Source organism: Parasutterella secunda, from assembly GCF_016901835.1.
GTDB classification, from domain to species: domain Bacteria; phylum Pseudomonadota; class Gammaproteobacteria; order Burkholderiales; family Burkholderiaceae_F; genus Aphodousia; species Aphodousia faecavium.
Window position 1 is genome coordinate 22,675 of sequence record NZ_JACJKX010000002.1, and the last position, 16,447, is coordinate 39,121.

The 16,447-nt window shown below is 48.6% G+C and carries 13 protein-coding genes and 3 tRNA genes; 10 read left to right on the top strand and 6 right to left on the bottom strand.

Translation table 11 applies throughout. The annotated features are described in order from the left end of the window. The first annotated feature begins 47 nt into the window (after positions 1-47). Genes H5985_RS01425 through H5985_RS01435 form a run of 3 tightly spaced genes read left to right on the top strand, consistent with a single transcriptional unit; the run spans position 48 to position 2,759 of the window. Positions 48-563 carry an LPS-assembly lipoprotein LptE gene (locus tag H5985_RS01425; RefSeq protein ID WP_205049544.1) on the top strand — a complete coding sequence of 172 codons (516 nt, stop codon included), beginning with the start codon at positions 48-50 and terminating at the stop codon, positions 561-563. Further along, positions 553-1,566 (top strand): DNA polymerase III subunit delta, encoded by a 1,014-nt coding sequence (gene holA, locus H5985_RS01430; RefSeq protein WP_205049545.1) that lies wholly within the window; start codon positions 553-555, stop codon positions 1,564-1,566. Before H5985_RS01425 ends, holA begins: the two co-directional genes overlap by 11 nt. Before the next feature lie 5 nt (positions 1,567-1,571). Beyond that, positions 1,572-2,759, top strand: coding sequence for a THUMP domain-containing class I SAM-dependent RNA methyltransferase (locus H5985_RS01435; protein WP_205049546.1), 1,188 nt, complete (start codon positions 1,572-1,574; stop codon positions 2,757-2,759). Here the strand turns inward: H5985_RS01435 and H5985_RS01440 are convergent. Genes H5985_RS01440 through hrpA form a run of 3 tightly spaced genes read right to left on the bottom strand, consistent with a single transcriptional unit; the run spans position 2,756 to position 9,040 of the window. Next, on the bottom strand, positions 2,756-3,118 hold the full coding sequence (locus H5985_RS01440) for a GtrA family protein (protein ID WP_205049547.1): 363 nt from the start codon (positions 3,116-3,118) through the stop codon (positions 2,756-2,758). The genes H5985_RS01435 and H5985_RS01440 overlap by 4 nt on opposite strands. Then, positions 3,111-5,102 carry a heterodisulfide reductase-related iron-sulfur binding cluster gene (locus tag H5985_RS01445; protein ID WP_205049548.1) on the bottom strand — a complete coding sequence of 664 codons (1,992 nt, stop codon included), beginning with the start codon at positions 5,100-5,102 and terminating at the stop codon, positions 3,111-3,113. Before H5985_RS01445 ends, H5985_RS01440 begins: the two co-directional genes overlap by 8 nt. Positions 5,103-5,116: 14 nt before the next feature. Further along, complete coding sequence (gene hrpA, locus H5985_RS01450; RefSeq protein WP_205049549.1) at positions 5,117-9,040, bottom strand: ATP-dependent RNA helicase HrpA; 3,924 nt, start codon at positions 9,038-9,040, stop codon at positions 5,117-5,119. A 95-nt stretch (positions 9,041-9,135) separates the two neighbouring features. Between hrpA and H5985_RS01455 the strand changes: the two genes are divergently transcribed. Beyond that, positions 9,136-9,405 carry an oxidative damage protection protein gene (locus tag H5985_RS01455; protein WP_205049550.1) on the top strand — a complete coding sequence of 90 codons (270 nt, stop codon included), beginning with the start codon at positions 9,136-9,138 and terminating at the stop codon, positions 9,403-9,405. Between the two features lie 30 nt (positions 9,406-9,435). On the opposite strand, the gene rpiA is transcribed toward H5985_RS01455, so the two are convergent. Next, positions 9,436-10,092, bottom strand: a complete 657-nt coding sequence (gene rpiA, locus H5985_RS01460) for a ribose-5-phosphate isomerase RpiA (RefSeq protein WP_205049551.1) — start codon at positions 10,090-10,092, stop codon at positions 9,436-9,438. A gap of 179 nt (positions 10,093-10,271) precedes the next feature. On the opposite strand from rpiA, the gene H5985_RS01465 reads away from it, so the two are divergent. The 3 genes from H5985_RS01465 to folD all read left to right on the top strand — a co-directional run bounded on the left by H5985_RS01465 (position 10,272) and on the right by folD (position 14,177). Then, positions 10,272-12,560, top strand: a complete 2,289-nt coding sequence (locus H5985_RS01465; protein WP_205049552.1) for a PAS domain-containing sensor histidine kinase — start codon at positions 10,272-10,274, stop codon at positions 12,558-12,560. 49 nt (positions 12,561-12,609) lie between these two features. Beyond that, positions 12,610-13,260, top strand: a complete 651-nt coding sequence (locus H5985_RS01470) for a response regulator transcription factor (protein WP_205049553.1) — start codon at positions 12,610-12,612, stop codon at positions 13,258-13,260. 68 nt (positions 13,261-13,328) lie between these two features. Beyond that, a complete protein-coding gene (folD, locus tag H5985_RS01475; protein WP_205049554.1) occupies positions 13,329-14,177 on the top strand; it encodes a bifunctional methylenetetrahydrofolate dehydrogenase/methenyltetrahydrofolate cyclohydrolase FolD in 849 nt (282 codons plus the stop codon). A 53-nt stretch (positions 14,178-14,230) separates the two neighbouring features. Here folD and recX read toward each other — a convergent pair whose 3' ends face one another. Both recX and recA read right to left on the bottom strand, forming a co-directional pair. Further along, positions 14,231-14,740, bottom strand: coding sequence for a recombination regulator RecX (recX, locus tag H5985_RS01480; RefSeq protein ID WP_205049555.1), 510 nt, complete (start codon positions 14,738-14,740; stop codon positions 14,231-14,233). After that, positions 14,724-15,803 (bottom strand): recombinase RecA, encoded by a 1,080-nt coding sequence (gene recA, locus H5985_RS01485; RefSeq protein ID WP_205049556.1) that lies wholly within the window; start codon positions 15,801-15,803, stop codon positions 14,724-14,726. Before recA ends, recX begins: the two co-directional genes overlap by 17 nt. 368 nt (positions 15,804-16,171) lie before the next feature. Between recA and H5985_RS01490 the strand changes: the two genes are divergently transcribed. The 3 genes from H5985_RS01490 to H5985_RS01500 all read left to right on the top strand — a co-directional run bounded on the left by H5985_RS01490 (position 16,172) and on the right by H5985_RS01500 (position 16,447). After that, positions 16,172-16,247: transfer RNA gene (locus H5985_RS01490), tRNA-Lys, on the top strand. 23 nt (positions 16,248-16,270) lie between these two features. Then, positions 16,271-16,346: transfer RNA gene (locus H5985_RS01495), tRNA-Lys, on the top strand. A gap of 25 nt (positions 16,347-16,371) precedes the next feature. After that, a tRNA-Lys gene (locus H5985_RS01500) sits at positions 16,372-16,447 on the top strand.

Genomic DNA, 16,447 nt, shown 5'->3' on the forward strand with positions numbered 1-16,447 from the left:
TAATGAGCCTATTGTTTTGAAGCTATTCATTTTTGGGAAGTTAAATCATGGCTTTGGCCCGACGCTCCTTTCTTTTATCAGCTCTTGCCCTGACTGCTGCGGCAGCAACCGGATGCGGTTGGCATTTGCGCGGACATGTCACGTTGCCTTTCAATACTCTTTACGTCAATATGCCGGTCAACAACAAGGTTGGTGCTGACATTCGTCGTATGATTGCCGCCTCAACCAATGTCAAGATTGTCATGGAGGCAGAGGGTGCCGAAGCCATCTTGGAGTTGCTCTCCTCCGGACGACATCGTGAAGTGGTCTCTCTGAACATGGAAGGCGAGGCCCGCGAGTACGAGCTCACACTGAACATGACTTTCCGTCTGGTCAATCCTGATGGCGAGGAATTCTTTCCGCCTACAACCTTTACTGCCTCTCGTAACATGTACTACAACGATGATGAGTACCTTTCCAGAAACGCTGAAGAAAATGTGCTCTACAACGAGATGCAGCAGGATCTGATCGCACAGCTTCTGAGCCGTTTAACCACCGTTCAAGCTATCTCGCATGAATATTAAAAGCGAAGAGTTGCCTCGCATCCTTGAGCGTGAACGCACCCAAGGAGCACTGTCGCCCTTATGGATTATTGTGGGCGAGGAGCCTTTGCTTGCTCTGGAAGCCGGAGATGCGCTTCGTAATACAGCGAAAGATCTCGGGTACTCCGAAAGGGTGGTGTTGGCTTTCAATTCCGTAAGCGACTGGTCTCCGCTTATTGATGCGGTGAGTTCCGTCTCGCTTTTTGATGATCGAAAAATTATTGAACTGCGTTTTCTCTCTTCGGGACCCGGCATTAAGGGCGCTAAGGTATTGGCTCAATTTGCTCAGCTTGTCCCGCAGATTGATTCCACGGTTACGGTCGTTCATTTAACGCAAACAGATTATTCCACTCAAAAAAGTTCATGGTTTAAAACTCTGGCCGCCTGCGGGCATGTCATTTCCTGTCAACCCATTTCTCACGCTCAATATCCGACCTGGATTCGGGAACGGCTTCGTCAACAAGGGCAAAGCATGCAGGATCAGGCGTTGACATTTTTTGCTGAACAGACCGAAGGCAATTTGATGGCAGCCAAGCAGGAACTGATGAAACTTGAGTTGCTGTACCCCGGAAAAGAGCTGACACTAAAAGAAGTAGAAGACTGCGTGATGAATGTCTCGCGCTACAGCATGGAAGATTTAATTGAGGCGGTGGCCCAAGGTGATGTTGCCCGTACGGCCCGCACGGTCTCTGGGATGCAATCCGAAGATGAACCTTTACCCCTTATTTTGATGCGGCTGAGCAGTTTTCTTCGCGACACCCTCGCCTTAACGGTTGATCGTCAGGCTCCTATCATGCCTTCAACACGTTATCTTGCCACACAACTGGCCAAGCGATCCAGCACAGCCAAAATCGCCAATATGCTGGGACGTTGCGCAGACTTAGACCGGTTGGCCAAAGGTCTTACTGTCGAAAATCGAGATGATGTTTGGTCGGAATTAAAAACTCTTTGCGTGTTTCTTGCACATATTCCCAATAGGAAGTAATTGTCATGCCCGCTTACCACTTTTTTGCGGTTTGCCCCCGCACACTTGAACCGGTTTTAGCTGAAGAACTGCGTGGACTGGGTGCACAGAACATTAAAACCAATGCGGGCGGAGTCTTGTTTGAAGGACCGCTTGCACTGGCCATGGCTGCCTGTTTAAGAAGTCGATACGCCAGTCGGATTCTGCTTCGTATCGCTACCCGCCAGTACTATGACAGTCATGACATTTACGACATGGCTCATGTATTGCCTTGGGAGCGTTTTTTTGACTCTGAAGCCAAAATCCGAGTCGATGTGACCGCTCACCGCTCACCCTTAGAAAGTTTGGATTTCACAACCCTTCGTATCAAAGACGGCATTTGTGACCACTTCCGTGAAGGATGCGGAAAAAGGCCGAGTATTGAAAAAACAGATCCCGATGTACGTATCCATGCGTTCATTAATGAGCGTTACTGCACGTTTTATCTGAATTTATCGGGTGAACCTTTGTTTAAACGTGGCTGGCGCGTGGAAAAAGGCGAGGCACCTTTGAAAGAAAATATGGCTGCGGGGCTGCTTGCACTGTCGGGCTGGACTCCTGATCAACCACTGTTGGATCCGTTCTGCGGCTCGGGCACCATCGCTATCGAAGCTGCTCAGATTGCCTGCGGCATAGCCCCCGGACTCAATCGCTCTTTCGGTTTTGAAAAACTGCATATTTTCGACATGCAGGAATGGCGAGAAATGAAGGAAGATGCCAAGGCAGAAGTCAACCTGCACGCCAAACTGAATATTCGTGCCAGCGACATTTCAACAATTGTTGTCGGTAAAGCTCAGGCAAATGCTCAACGAGCGGGGCTTCAGGCACTGCTCGATGACGGGAGGCTCTCTTTCAGTCAATGTGATGCCCGCGAGGTTTCCCCATCGAGCGAAAAAGGCTTCATCGTCACCAATCCGCCTTACGGGGAACAGTCCAATCCGAAAAGCGCTACGGTCGGTTCCATGATGAAAAATGTAGCCGACAATCTGAAAAAGCAATTTTCAGGATGGACAGCCTGGATGCTCACAAGCGATCGTAAGCTGCCCAGTCAGATGCGATTGTCTGAATCGAGAAAAATCGTTATTTTCAACGGACCGCTGGAGTGCCGTTTCTTTAAATTCGAAATGGTCAGCGGATCTTTTCGCAGTAAGAAAAACCAGGCTCAGGGAAGTTAACGAAAAACCAAAAGTTTGGACAATATAAAACCCAACACCAGGCTTGTTGCCGATGAAAGAACCAATGTCACCATCGGGTGCCAGGAACTTTGATCGGCACACCAGCCGATTCCCCAGGAAATGGAAGCCATCACCACGACCATTCTGAGGTAGCCTGCCAGATTCTGTTCCTTTTTAAAGGTGAATTTTGCATTCATAACATAGGAAAATGTCACCGCGATCAGGAACCCCAACAGATTCGATATGCTCTGAGAACAGTCCAAAAAATTATAAAAGCAACCGAAAGCTCCCCAATGAATGCCGGTATTGACTACACCGATCGTGGCATACGTCAAAAACTGTTTAAGTTTCTCATCCATTTTGGGCCTCATCATCCAATCCTTGTGCAACGATTTCCGACAACTCAATAATGTCCATTCCGGAAAGAACCTTATCGGCCGTCATGGCACTTTCAAACATAGTCAGGCAATGAGGACAGCCGACCGCAACGGTCGAAGCAGATTTACGTAAGTCCACCAAACGGATAAAGTTGATCTTCTTGGTTGAACTCTCCATCCACATCTGACCGCCACCGGCGCCGCAACACATTGCCGTCTTACCCCTCTCAAGATTTTCTACTCGCGAAACGCCTTCAATGGAATCTAAGATCTTGCGAGGCGTTCCGACACTGTTGTTGTACCGAGCCATGTAGCACGGATCGTGGAAAACAATTTTCTCAGCGTGTTTGAGTTTCGGTTTGATACGCCCCGACTCAATCAATCCCAAAATCAACTGGGTATGACTGATCACATCAAATTTACCGCCTTCAAACTGCGGGTATTCGTTTTTGAGCGTGTTAAAACAGTGCGGACAATGAGCCAAAATGTGTTTGAATTGATACTTATGTAAGTTTTCAATGTTTTCAAGCGCTGCCAGCTGGAAGGTATACTCTTCGCCACTGCGTCGGGCAAAATCACCGTGACAGCGTTCTTCCTGCATAACGGCAAAAGAGACCCCTGCCGCATTTAAAATCTTTACCATGGCGCGGGCAATTTTCTGCGCTCTTCGGTCATAAGAAGCCGAACAACCGACCCAATACAAATAATCAACAGGTTGGCCTTCGGTGGCAACAGGGACGTTGAGTCCTTTAGCCCAATCCAAGCGCGAAGCCGGGTCCATCCCCCAGGGATTTCCGACGTTTTGAGTATTTTGTAAAGCTTTGGGAAGTCCGGCGGGAAATTCTCCCAATTCCAACGCCAGGTGCCTGCGCATATCCACAATGGTTGAAGGCAAATCCAAGCGTGCCGGACAAGCCTGCATACAGGCTCCGCACGTTGTACAGCTCCAGAGTGCCTCCTTGCTGACAATATCTCCGATCAGGGCCTTGTCTGCGGGATGATGCAGACGCTTTTTCAAACTCATGACCAGCGCTTTAGGATCCAAAGGAGCACCAGAACGTAAGGCAGGACACACTTCAGAGCAACGTCCGCATTCCGTGCAGGCATCAAAATCCAAACGCTGTTTCCAAGTAAATTGATTGAAATCAGAGACGCCGAATGATTCCTGCTCTTCAATATCCTCGATCTTGGCCAACTGTCCTTTGTGAGCAAGTTTCCTCCAATAGATGTTTGCAGGAGCTTTAAACATGTGGCCAAAGAATGTAAACGGAATTAAGGCAACAAAAATCAAAGCCCCCGCACCATGCACCAGCCACCAAGTAAAGTGCGCGCCTTGGAGCTGCTCGGGGGTAAACATCTGAAGGAAAAGAAGTGATAGGGCATAGCCCACGGGCGAATACACAGCCCACTCAGGTTGCTGCGACGCCAGACGCAAACCTTCGACGATGAATCCTGTAAAAATAATGATGGCCAGAGACGTCAGAATCCAGGCAAAACGCCATGAGCGTTCCAGTTTCTTTCCTTTTACCGCGAATCGTCTCCAGGCGGCCACTGCTAATGCGATCAAAGAGAAAAGACCGGCAATATCCAACACAAATTTGTAGACGAGATAGATATCGCCCTTGAGTAAACGCGCATCAAACAGATAGTGTGCGATATCCCAATCCAACACCGCTGTCGCAGTACCCAAAAAGAGAAAAATGAAGCCCCAGAAGATGGCAAAGTGGATCAAACCGCCCGGTGTTTTCAGTAAGCGTCTGTGCATAAACCCATCCCGCCAGAGTCCGAGCCATCGCTCTTTTCTGGCCTGTGGCAACTGAAGAGGACGTCCTTGACGCCAAAGATGCACACAGCGGCAAATGCCGACCACGCAGACAACGGCAGCAATCAATCCCACTACATAAACACCAATTTCCGCCCAAAATGGAATGTTCCAAAATGCGGGACGAATCGGCATGGATTCCATGACTTATTTTCCTTTTAATACTTAATTGAAGACCATACTTTATCGAGTCGCTTGACGCTCACCGGCATAGGTGTTCTTAATTTTTGGGCAAAAAGCGACACTCTAAGTTCTTCAATCATCCAACGGAATTCTTCCAAACGACTGTCGGTCACTCCCTTTCGAGCTGCAAGTTCGCGCTCATACATCGTCACAAAACGTGTGACATCGCGCATTTTCTGCGCATCCTTCTCCGGTTCGTCGCGTCTTTTTTCCAAACGCAGCTCTATAGCTTTTAAGTAACGCGGGTAGTGAGACAGATGTGAGTAGCCAATTTTAAGCAAAAAGTCTTTAAAAAAGAGACTCTTTAGCTGGTGATTCACATCTTCGAGAACCCATTTGTCCGAACATGATTTCAATTTCTTCATCACTGATGCGGTTTGCTCAACCACTTCGCTTAAAAGATGAGAAATATCCTGAGCAATCAAATTTAATTTGCCTTTGGCATCCTGACGTCTGAGCTCAAACTGCTCGGCATTAACCGGCAACGGTTCACATAAAGCACACTGCTTCAGTGATGCGTCCACAACCGCCTCTCGCATCGCTTCAAAACTCTCAAACACTTCTTTCATCGGTTCAAGCATTGATGCTTGCATCTGAATGCTCTGAAGGGATTTGAGATTTTTTTCCAAATAACGTATCTGTTCCCGCAGTTGCAGCTTAAATAACCTCAGCAACCCCTTTTGATGCTGACGGGCCGCTTCATCAGGACTGTCAAATACTTCCAATGAACAGAATGTTTCGTGATCAACAAGCGCTGGGTGACCAATTAAAGATTGCCCCTTGCGTTTAATCTCCATAATGTCAGGCAATTCTCCGAAATCCCATTGCGTGATTTCCTGTTCGCACTCCTGAGAGACGGAGGTATCTTGAGAGGCAACCTGTTGGAATGATTTTTGAGCCTGAGGGCCCAACTCAGATTTCAATTCCGCCAAGTTTCTGCCCATCTCTATTTGTCTGCCGTATTCATCGAGAACTTTAAAATTCATCGTCAAATGGGGCGGTAATTGCTCCGATTTAAAATCCTCAACTTTCGGTCGGACAGCACATTGTGTTTCGATATCCTCACAAAGCACTTGCAAAAGCGGTTTTTGTCCGGCTACGGACTCACTTCGCTGAGCAAACCCTTTGGCATAGTCACCTAACGGCACGCAGTGCCTGCGGTAGCGCTGGGGAAGGCTCTTAAGTAAAAGCTGAACTTTTTCCTTGAGCATACCCGGGACAAGCCACTGAGTTCTGACTTCATCGACAAGGTTTAATGCATAAAGCGGAACTGCAAGTGTCACCCCGTCTCGAGGGCTACCCGGCTCAAAGTGGTAGGTGAGCGCCATCGATACGCCCTTCATTTCCATTTGTTTCGGGAAATACTCGGTAGTGATGCCGCTTGCCTCATGACGCATCAGCTCATCACGAGACAAATACAAAAGCTTCGGGTTCGATTTTTCAGCCTTCCTGCGCCATTGTTCAAAGGTCACCGCACTGACAACTTCTGCTGGCAAGTGCAAATCGTAGAACTGAACAATCAACTCATCGTCGACCAATACATCCAAGCGTCTGGCCTTATGTTCAAGATTTCGAATCTCACGAACAAGTTGTTGATTGTGCTTAAAGAAAGGCGCCTGAGTTTCAAATTCTCCATTGACCAGTGCCTCTCGGATAAAAAGCTCACGACACAGTGCCGGATCTTTGTCGGTATAAGTAACTTTTCGCTGTGCGTAAACCGTCAATCCGTATACGGTTCCCTTTTCCATGGCCATCACGGCACCGGCTTTTTTCTCCCAGTGAGGTTCCGAGTAGCTCTTTTTAATCAAATGTGACCCCACCCGTTCAATCCACTGAGGATCAACGTCAGCCACCGTGCGGGCAAAAAGGCGTGAGGTCTCCACCAATTCTGCCGCCATGATCCAACGGCCGCATTTTTTCACTCGAGGAGAACCCGGCCAAATGAAAAACTTAATCCCACGTGCCCCTAAAAAAGGAGCGGCTTTAGGTTCTGCATCCGGAATCTTGTAGCCGAGGTTACCGAGAAGACCACTCAAAAGCGCGGTATGAACCTGTTCATAGTTGGCATCCTTGTCATTGATCTTCCAGCCCAGTTCAGTACAAAGCTCTTTGAGCTGACGGTAAACATCCCGCCACTCACGCAAACGTCTGGGGCTGAGGAATTGCCGTCGGAATTGTTCGGTTAATTTTCGGTTACTTTCTTTGTGCTCCATGGCGTTTTGTACATAGCGCCACAGTTTTACAAATGTTGTGAAATCACTTTTATCATCGGCCATCGCCCGATGAACATTGTCTGCTGCTTCCTGACGATCCAGTGGACGCTCGCGCGGATCCTGCACGGACAGAGCACTGGCGATAATCAACACTTCGGCAAGAGCACCGTTCTCTTTAGCGGCCAAGAGCATTCGAGCCACTTTGGGGTCAACAGGCAGTTTTGCCAGAGCCCTGCCGGTCTCCGTTAATCGTTCCCTATCATCGAGCGCATTGAGTTCCTTTAAAAGTGAAATACCGTCGACGATGGCTCGATTGGGCGGCGCCTGAACAAAGGGAAAGGCCCGTACGTCTCCTAACTTGAGCGACTTCATCCGCAAAATTGCCGCAGCCAGATTGGTGCGCATGATTTCTGAGTCAGTAAAAGGTGCTCTTCGGGCAAAATCTTCTTCACTGTAGAGACGAATGCATACGCCGTTTGCCACACGCCCGCACCGACCCGAGCGCTGATTGGCAGAGGCCTGGCTGATGGGTTCAATTAGCAGTTGATCGACTTTATTGCGGTAGGAATAACGTTTGACTCTGGCTAAACCCGTATCCACAACGTAATGGATGCCAGGAACCGTAATAGAGGTTTCCGCCACATTGGTTGATAACACAATGCGTCGTTTCTCACTGGGTTTAAAAACTTTTTCCTGCTCTGCTGCAGACAGTCTGGCATACAAGGGCAATATCTCTGTTGTCGGCGGTTGTGACCGCGTCAATGTCTCAGCCGCTTCCCGAATTTCACGCTCCCCGGGTAAAAACACCAGGATATCGCCCGGTCCCTCCCGACAAAGTTCGTCGCAAGCATCTGAAATGGCATTCATCCAACTCTTGTCATCGGTTTCATCTTCGTCTTCAGGCGGTCGATAACGGATTTCTACCGGATAGGTTCTCCCCGAGACCGTCAATACCGGAGCGGGGATGCCTTTGTCGTCTGCAAAGTGTTTGGCAAAGCGCTCACTGTCGATCGTCGCCGAGGTCACGATCACTTTCAGGTCGGGCCGTTTTTTCAATAAACCCTTTAAATACCCCAACAAAAAGTCAATGTTGATACTTCTTTCATGGGCTTCGTCAATGATGATCGTGTCGTAGGCTCGAAGTAAAGGATCGCCTTGAGTCTCAGCAAGCAAAATGCCATCAGTCATCATCTTGACTTTGGCGCCGGGCTCGGTCTTATCGGTAAATCGAATTTTGAATCCCACCCACTGGCCGAGCTCTGTTGCGGTTTCTTCAGCCAATCGCTTGGCAATTGAAGATGCGGCGATTCGACGCGGTTGAGTATGAGCAATTTTTCCTCTACGACCGCGACCGGCTAAAACACACAGTTTCGGCAATTGAGTTGTTTTGCCGGAACCCGTTTCGCCGCAAAGAATTAAGACGCGATTTTTCCTAATAGCCTCAATGATCTCTTGGGCACGCTCTGAAACCGGCAGTCCCGGCATCGGGGTCAGTCGTGCACGGGGTACGGCCTTTTGTTCGCTGCTTTTCGTTACTGTTTCGGAAGCTTCTTTCTCAGTATGCTTGAGCTCAGACTTAGCGGCGGGCGCTTTCTTTTTTTCCTCTTGCAATTGCGCCTGCTCACGTTGCTTTTGGCGCTCCAACGCCAACCCTTTTAACTGATCACGAAGACTGTTACCGCTCACCGCGTATTCCTCAAAATTTAACTCGCCAAGACAAATGCTTGCCGAATACTTACAATTAGCGAAAGTTTCACTCTACGATAGGAGAGACAATCAGTATGGCTCGCATGGTCCACTGTCTCAAACTCAATAAAGAAGCCGAAGGGCTTGATTTCGCCCCTCTGCCCGGCCCCTTGGGTCAAAAGGTTTACGAAAACATTTCCAAGGAAGCCTGGAACGAATGGATCCGTCTGCAAACAATGATGGTCAACGAATACCAACTCAATCTTGCAGATCCGGAGGCCAGAAAACATCTTCTGGGTCAGATGCAAAAGTATCTCTTTGGTGACGGCGTGGAATCCGTTCCTAACTACACGCCACCCAAATGATTCATCGGGCACCTTAGGTGCCCGTTTTTTTTAACGTTTAAAGGTCTTAACTCCCTGCGAAGTTCCCAACAGCAAAACGTCGGCTCCGCGCTTGGCGAAAAGTCCCACCGTCACTACGCCGACGATTTGGTTGAGTTTTTGCTCCCATTGCTCGGCATCAGTAATCTGCCAACCGTGAACATCCAAAATTTTGTTGCCGTTATCCGTTGTGAAATCGCGCAAAACGGGCTTGCCGCCTAATTTTTCGATTTCACGACTCACGGCTCTGACAGCCATCGGAATGACTTCAATAGGCAGCGGGAATTTACCCAAAACATCCACCTTCTTGGACTCATCGGCAATACACACAAAACGCTCGGAAACCATCGCCACGATTTTTTCTCTCGTAAGCGCTCCGCCACCGCCCTTGATCATGGCAAAGTGAGGATCAATTTCATCGGCTCCGTCCACATACACACCGATTTTCTCAACTTCATTCAAGTCGAGTACTTTAAAACCGTAAGCCTGAAGCTTTTGAGTTGATCGAACGCTGCTTGAAACGCAGGCCGGGACGTCGATACCGCTTTCTTTTAAGGCATCGATAAAACAATCCACCGTAGAGCCTGTCCCCACCCCAAGAATTTCACCGGGTTTGACATACTCAAGCGCAGCCCGCCCTACGGCCTTTTTCAGTTCTTGCTGATCCATATTGACCTCTTTTAATCCGATTGTCCAACAGCACGAATTCTAAATGACAGCTATTATTCGGTGTTAAGAATTTTTCAGTTTTCTATACAGTGCAAAGAGCTACTCCAATTTTTGCCGTCGAAACCTTTAAGAGTTTGGGCGACAAATCGTTTCGCGGTCAAAGCATGTTCGGTGTCGTCATGACATGGATCATGCTCATTTGCGTCATTATCGGATTACTGTTTATCGGCCGAGTCATTCAATCGGAAGACGAGAAATCTCAACTGTCTCAGTTGCACCAAACGACGGAATTGTGGGCCGAATCTTTTTCCATTCGACTCAATGCAGATTTAGATCGACTCGGCCAGCTCAATAACTCACTGCCTCCCAATCTTGGTTTTGCAGAAAACATGGCACTCATTGCCCAACAGGCGCGTGAGTTAATGCAGCAACGAGCAGAAATCCTGGAGATCAATTACCTCGACAGTCGTAACCGTGTTATTTCAACCTTTGCCTCTCCTCACCCGTTCGGCAATATCACCTCTACCGTCGGTCAGCAATATCGTCGCTCGGCCAATGCCATTGTGCGTACCAAACGTACGGGATCCTCTTCTTTTTCGGAACCTTACTCGTTGCCGATTGAAGGTTCTCCGTTTATTGATCTGGTTTCGCCTGCATTAATCGGAGGGGAGAGGTACCTGCAGATTTCTCGTTTATCGATCTGGTCACTGTTGCGTCAGGCCACTCAGAACCGTCAGAATTCCTCTTTCCGCATCAGTATTCTGTACGAAGACAAACCGATCATCGCGGCCAGTACTGACTCCCGACGTCAATCCATCTCATACAAAATTCCCTTAGAGCCCCTGCCCGCCGGATTCGAACTGCAGGTATCGAGTTATGCTCAAGGTCTCATAACCCAGAACACTCTTTTTTGGGTGATCAGTGCTTTGGGAATTTTTCTTATCGTCGCCCTTTTGGGACTCATTCGTTTCAATTGGCGGCAAAACAGTACGGAAACAGCCCTTCGTGCAGAATCGGCACTAAGACGAACCATTGCAGACAGTCAATTATCCGGCCTTCAAGTCACCGACCGTAACGGTCGGATTGTCTACACCAATAAAACGTTCACCGACCTTCTCGGTATCGGCTCCAATGACCATTTAATCGGTCAGCTTCCGCCTTACTCCTATTGGCCTAAAGGGGATGCAGGCTTTCGCTTGATGGAGCTTTTTGAAACCATCAGACGCGGTCAAATGACCACGACCAGTTATGAGTTTCATCCCATGCGACCGGACGGATCCACGTTCAGTGCCTACCTGCACATCTCGCCGATGATTACGATGGAAGGCACGCATTTAGGATGGCTATGGACCTTAACCGACATTTCAGAAATCCGTCAGGCACAGGAACGTGTGACGGCTGCTCACGAACGATTCACCCGCGTGCTCGAATCCATGCAGGATGCGATCAGCGTCGTTGACCCCCAAAGCAATGTCTTATTGTTTTCCAATTCCGTCTACGATTCGCTCTTCGGAGATGATAGTTCCGGCCATCTTCAGGCGCATATGGAACTCATCAATGAAAAAGGTGAAGAAAAAGTCAAAGCAGCCAACGATATCTCCACCGACATTTATTTGGAAAAACTAGATCGTTGGTTTGCTCTGCACGAAAGGACCATTACTTGGACCGATCGCACGGAAGTGAGACTGCAGATTCTCTCCGATATCACGGAAAGACGTAAAAACGAAAATTTACTCGTTGAGCAGCAGGCTCGCTCGGAACTCAACTCCCGTCTGGTTACCATGGGTGAAATGGCGAGTTCCCTCGCTCACGAGCTGAATCAACCTTTAAGTGCCATTTCCAATTACGCCTACGTGGTCGGTTCCATGATGAAAGCGGCCGGGGTGCCCGAAGAACATGAAATGTTTTATTCCGTCTCACGCATTAAGGCGCAGGCACAAAGAGCAGCCGGAATCATTCAGCGTATTCGCGCTTTCACCAAACGCAGTGAACCGAAGATGGAGTCCATTCCGGTTATCAACCTGGTTAAAGAAGTCATGGAACTGGCCAACATCCAAGCACGACGTCATAACGCCAAGGTGCAATACTTTATCGCTCCAGACGTCAGTAATGTCTGGTGCGATGAAATCATGATCGAACAGGTTCTTTTGAATTTGATCAAAAACGGTATTGAAGCCAGTCTCGGCATTGAAGGTCAAAAGCCCGAAGTCTCTCTGACGATTTACTCGGACATTAATCATCATGTCGTTTTTGAAGTAGCTGATAACGGCTGCGGCATTGACGATGAACATAAAGCCCAACTGTTCGATCCGTTTTTTACGACTAAATCGACCGGTATGGGTATGGGGCTCAATATTTGTCGCACGATTGTTGAGCTGCATCACGGGCGACTGGCGATTTCAGACAATATCGGCCGAGGAACGATTTTCACATTAACCCTTCCTTCCGAAAAAAAGGAAACAGGTTAAAATGGTTGGTTGTTGACTAAAAAACAGGGACTTTACCCGCTATTGAACTATGTCTTTTCCTGCATTTAATTTTGACAATATCCGCAAGGAACCACTGGGAACGGTTTACGTTGTAGATGACGACGTTGATGTCCGCGATTCTATGCGCAGACTTCTTGAATCCCAAGGCTATCGAGTCGAAGCGTACGACAGCGGTGAAGCCTTTATTGCTAAGTATGACCCCAACGCCATTGCGGTTCTTTTGCTCGATCAGCGCATGCCCGGCATGACGGGCACGGAGGTGCAGGATCACTTGATCGCGCGCAAGGCTACGATTCCCATCATCTTCATGACCGGTCACGGTGACGTGCCGATGGCTGTCAGTACGTTGAAAAAGGGAGCGGCCGACTTTATGCAAAAGCCTCCTCAGATTGAGCTTCTTTTGCCGCAGATCTCACGCCTTTTATCTGAAGCGCGTGAACAGCGAGTCAAAAGTGAGCGTCAATCCTTAAATGAAGCCATGCTCTCAAAATTGACTCCCCGCGAGCAACAGGTGCTCGAGCGTATTGTGGCTGGCCGCCTCAATAAACAAATCGCTGATGACTTAGGCATTTCCATTAAGACTGTGGAAGCCCATCGTGCCTCTATCATGGATAAAACCAACTCCGGAACGGTGGCCGATTTGATGCGCGTGGTGATGAGCGCCAATAAACAAATTTAAGTCGAATTTTTCAGTGCCGGGAAAGTCCGCTCGTGTGGGCGGACTTTTCCGTATGAGGACAGTCACAAATGTCAGCTCAAATCATCGACGGCAAAGCAATTGCCAAAGCCATTCGGGAAAAGACCAAAGCTGCGGCCGCTCGTCTGCGCCGTGCTCCGGCTTTAGCCGTAGTCATGGTCGGAGAAAATCCTGCCAGTGCCGTTTATGTTCGAAACAAAGTTCGGGCCTGCAACGAAGTCGGAATCACCTCGATTGAACACCGCCTGCCGCAAGATTGCACCGATGAGCGCTTACTTGAAGTCATCAAAGCATTGAACGAAGATGCAACGGTTGACGGTATTCTGGTTCAACTGCCTTTGCCCGAGCATATGCATGCAGGCTTAATTCTTGAAACCATTGACCCCAACAAAGACGTGGATGGTTTTCATATTTACAACACGGGCAAACTTGTGACAACCGGAGGGGGATTCAAACCCTGTACCCCGGCCGGGATCATTGAACTACTTAAAGCCATTGATTATCCCATTGAAGGCAAGCATGCCGTGATCCTCGGGCGCTCCAACATTGTCGGTAAACCGTTGGCGATGCTGATGCTGCAGGAAAATGCAACCGTGACCATGACACACAGCCACACACCGAATCTGAAACACTACACATTGGATGCCGACATTTTGGTGGCTGCGATCGGTCGGGCCAAATACGTCAAAGCCGATATGGTTAAACCGGGTGCGGTAGTCATTGACGTCGGCACGAATCGGGATGAAAACGGAAAATTATGCGGCGACGTTGATACGCAAGCCGTACAGGAAGTGGCCGGCTGGATTACCCCGGTTCCCGGTGGCGTCGGCCCGATGACCATTGCCATGCTGATGCACAATACTTTGATATCTGCACAGAAACGGCAAAATATTTTCTAAGCAAAAGAGTGTTGAATGCCGCTCAAACCCAATGAGCGGATCAACACTCTCCTTTAAAACGCATCATCGAAATCATCTGCCTGAACGACTTTTCGGGCGATTTCCATTGAAAAACCTCGAGCCAACAGGTATCGCATCTGTTTGGCTCTTTCTTTATAGTCCTGCGCAATTTGTCCGAAGCGCTTGGACCATAAGGCTCGAGCCCGTTGTCCTTCGCTTTGGCCTAAATCATCGAGCGCCTGATCAATAAGTTCGTTCGAGACCCCGCTTGATCGAAGCTCATAGGCCAAGCGAGCGTTACCGTATCGGGCAGCTCGCAGTCTGACGCGAGAACGAGCAAATCGTTCGTCCGATAAGTACCCTTTTTGCTCAAGCTCATCGAGGACAGTATCTAATTCCTCCTCACTTTGAGATTCCTGCAGGTAGGGGCGTAACTTTTCACGCAGCTCACAGCGACTGTATTCCCGCCGTGCCAGGTAACGCACTGCCCGAGTTTTTAAGCTCGGGCCTGCGCGACGGGAGCAGCCACTCCCGTATTTTTCTTCGCTATTGTTGATCGGCATGGGCTTCTTCAACCGCTGCGGTCTTGACCAGAGACTTCACGCCCTTAATTTCCCGAATACGATTTTCTACCTCTGTCAAAATTTCCGGATTGGCCTTGAGGTATTCACGAGCATTATCGCGTCCTTGTCCAATCTTACTGCCTTGATAGCTGTACCAGGCACCGGACTTCTGGATGAGATTGAGGTCTACGGCCATATCAATCACTTCACCCTCATGCGAGATCCCGTCACCGTAAAGGATGTCAAACTGAGCGGTCTTAAAAGGAGGCGCCACTTTATTTTTTACCACCTTCACCTTGGTATCCGAGCCGATCACTTCATCGCCCTTTTTGATAGCACCGACGCGGCGAATATCCAGGCGAACGGAGCTGTAGAACTTTAATGCGTTACCGCCGGTTGTTGTTTCAGGGCTGCCGTAGCTCACGCCGATCTTCATACGAATTTGGTTAATGAAAACCACGAGCGTGTTGGTACGTTTAATCGATGAAGTCAGTTTTCGTAAAGCCTGACTCATCAAACGAGCCTGCAGTCCGGGCAATGCCTCACCCATCTCACCTTCAATTTCAGCCTGCGGAGTCAGTGCAGCGACCGAGTCAATCACCACCATATCAACAGAACCGGAACGAACCAGGGCATCACAAATTTCCAAAGCCTGCTCACCGGTATCCGGCTGAGAGATCAACAGATCTTTGAGGTTAACGCCCAATCGTTGCGCATATTGAATATCCAAGGCGTGTTCAGCGTCAATGTACGCACAGGTGCCGCCTGTTTTTTGCATTTGCGCCACCACGTGAAGCGCAAGAGTGGTTTTACCGGACGATTCCGGTCCGTAGATTTCAATGATGCGTCCGCGAGGCAGACCACCCACACCGAGAGCGATATCCAAGCCGAGTGAACCCGTTGAGATCACGTCAATATCTTCACTCATGCCCTTATCGCCCATGCGCATAATGGAACCCTTACCGAATTGCTTTTCGATTTGAGCCAGGGCGGCACTCAGAGCCTTTTTTCGTTCTTCACCTTCAACGCGTTCGACCCGCGGTAACGTTTTCTTTTCTGCCATTTTTATTCCTTTAACAGTTATCGTGTGCCCCAACTCTTGTTCGTTTTGACTAATATATTTTTTAATAATTTAAAAAAAAAATATCAATCAAGATCAAACTCCCATCATTCGGGCGATTTATTTTCTTCATAGGTCAAATTATTAACAATAAAAGATCATTTGTCGAGACTTTATTTTGTTAAATTTGTTATCGTTTACCCTAACTTTCATATCAATCAATGATCTATATCAAGATTCCAAAATTTTATCCGTTTTTCATGTTTTTCACTTTTTTCTCCAAAATTATTTGACAAACCGATTTTAATGAGGCATCATTTCGCACTCGGTTGGACACGTTACCTGTGGGCTTGTCCCGCTCGTTAATCTACGGGTCGTTAGCTCAGTCGGTAGAGCAGCGGACTTTTAATCCGTTGGTCGAGAGTTCGAGTCTCTCACGACCCACCACCACCGAAAATTGTTGAAGGTTTGGGAGCGTAGCTCAGTTGGTAGAGCAGCGGACTCTTAATCCGTCGGTCCAGAGTTCGAGTCTCTGCGCTCCCACCAAACCTCACAACCGTTGATTGGCATTGGGAGCGTAGCTCAGTTGGTAGAGCAGCGGACTCTTAATCCGTCGGTCCAGAGTTCGAGTCTCTGCGCTCCCACCA

What these genes read in the sequence shown, in the direction of transcription:
- H5985_RS01425 (WP_205049544.1), top strand. Translation starts at nt 48, where the DNA reads ATGGCTTTGGCCCGACGCTCCTTTCTTTTATCAGCTCTTGCCCTGACT.
- holA (WP_205049545.1), top strand. Translation starts at nt 553, where the DNA reads ATGAATATTAAAAGCGAAGAGTTGCCTCGCATCCTTGAGCGTGAACGC.
- H5985_RS01435 (WP_205049546.1), top strand. Translation starts at nt 1,572, where the DNA reads ATGCCCGCTTACCACTTTTTTGCGGTTTGCCCCCGCACACTTGAACCG.
- H5985_RS01440 (WP_205049547.1), bottom strand. Translation starts at nt 3,118, where the DNA reads ATGGATGAGAAACTTAAACAGTTTTTGACGTATGCCACGATCGGTGTA.
- H5985_RS01445 (WP_205049548.1), bottom strand. Translation starts at nt 5,102, where the DNA reads ATGGAATCCATGCCGATTCGTCCCGCATTTTGGAACATTCCATTTTGG.
- H5985_RS01455 (WP_205049550.1), top strand. Translation starts at nt 9,136, where the DNA reads ATGGCTCGCATGGTCCACTGTCTCAAACTCAATAAAGAAGCCGAAGGG.
- rpiA (WP_205049551.1), bottom strand. Translation starts at nt 10,092, where the DNA reads ATGGATCAGCAAGAACTGAAAAAGGCCGTAGGGCGGGCTGCGCTTGAG.
- H5985_RS01465 (WP_205049552.1), top strand. Translation starts at nt 10,272, where the DNA reads ATGACATGGATCATGCTCATTTGCGTCATTATCGGATTACTGTTTATC.
- H5985_RS01470 (WP_205049553.1), top strand. Translation starts at nt 12,610, where the DNA reads ATGTCTTTTCCTGCATTTAATTTTGACAATATCCGCAAGGAACCACTG.
- folD (WP_205049554.1), top strand. Translation starts at nt 13,329, where the DNA reads ATGTCAGCTCAAATCATCGACGGCAAAGCAATTGCCAAAGCCATTCGG.
- recX (WP_205049555.1), bottom strand. Translation starts at nt 14,740, where the DNA reads ATGCCGATCAACAATAGCGAAGAAAAATACGGGAGTGGCTGCTCCCGT.
- recA (WP_205049556.1), bottom strand. Translation starts at nt 15,803, where the DNA reads ATGGCAGAAAAGAAAACGTTACCGCGGGTCGAACGCGTTGAAGGTGAA.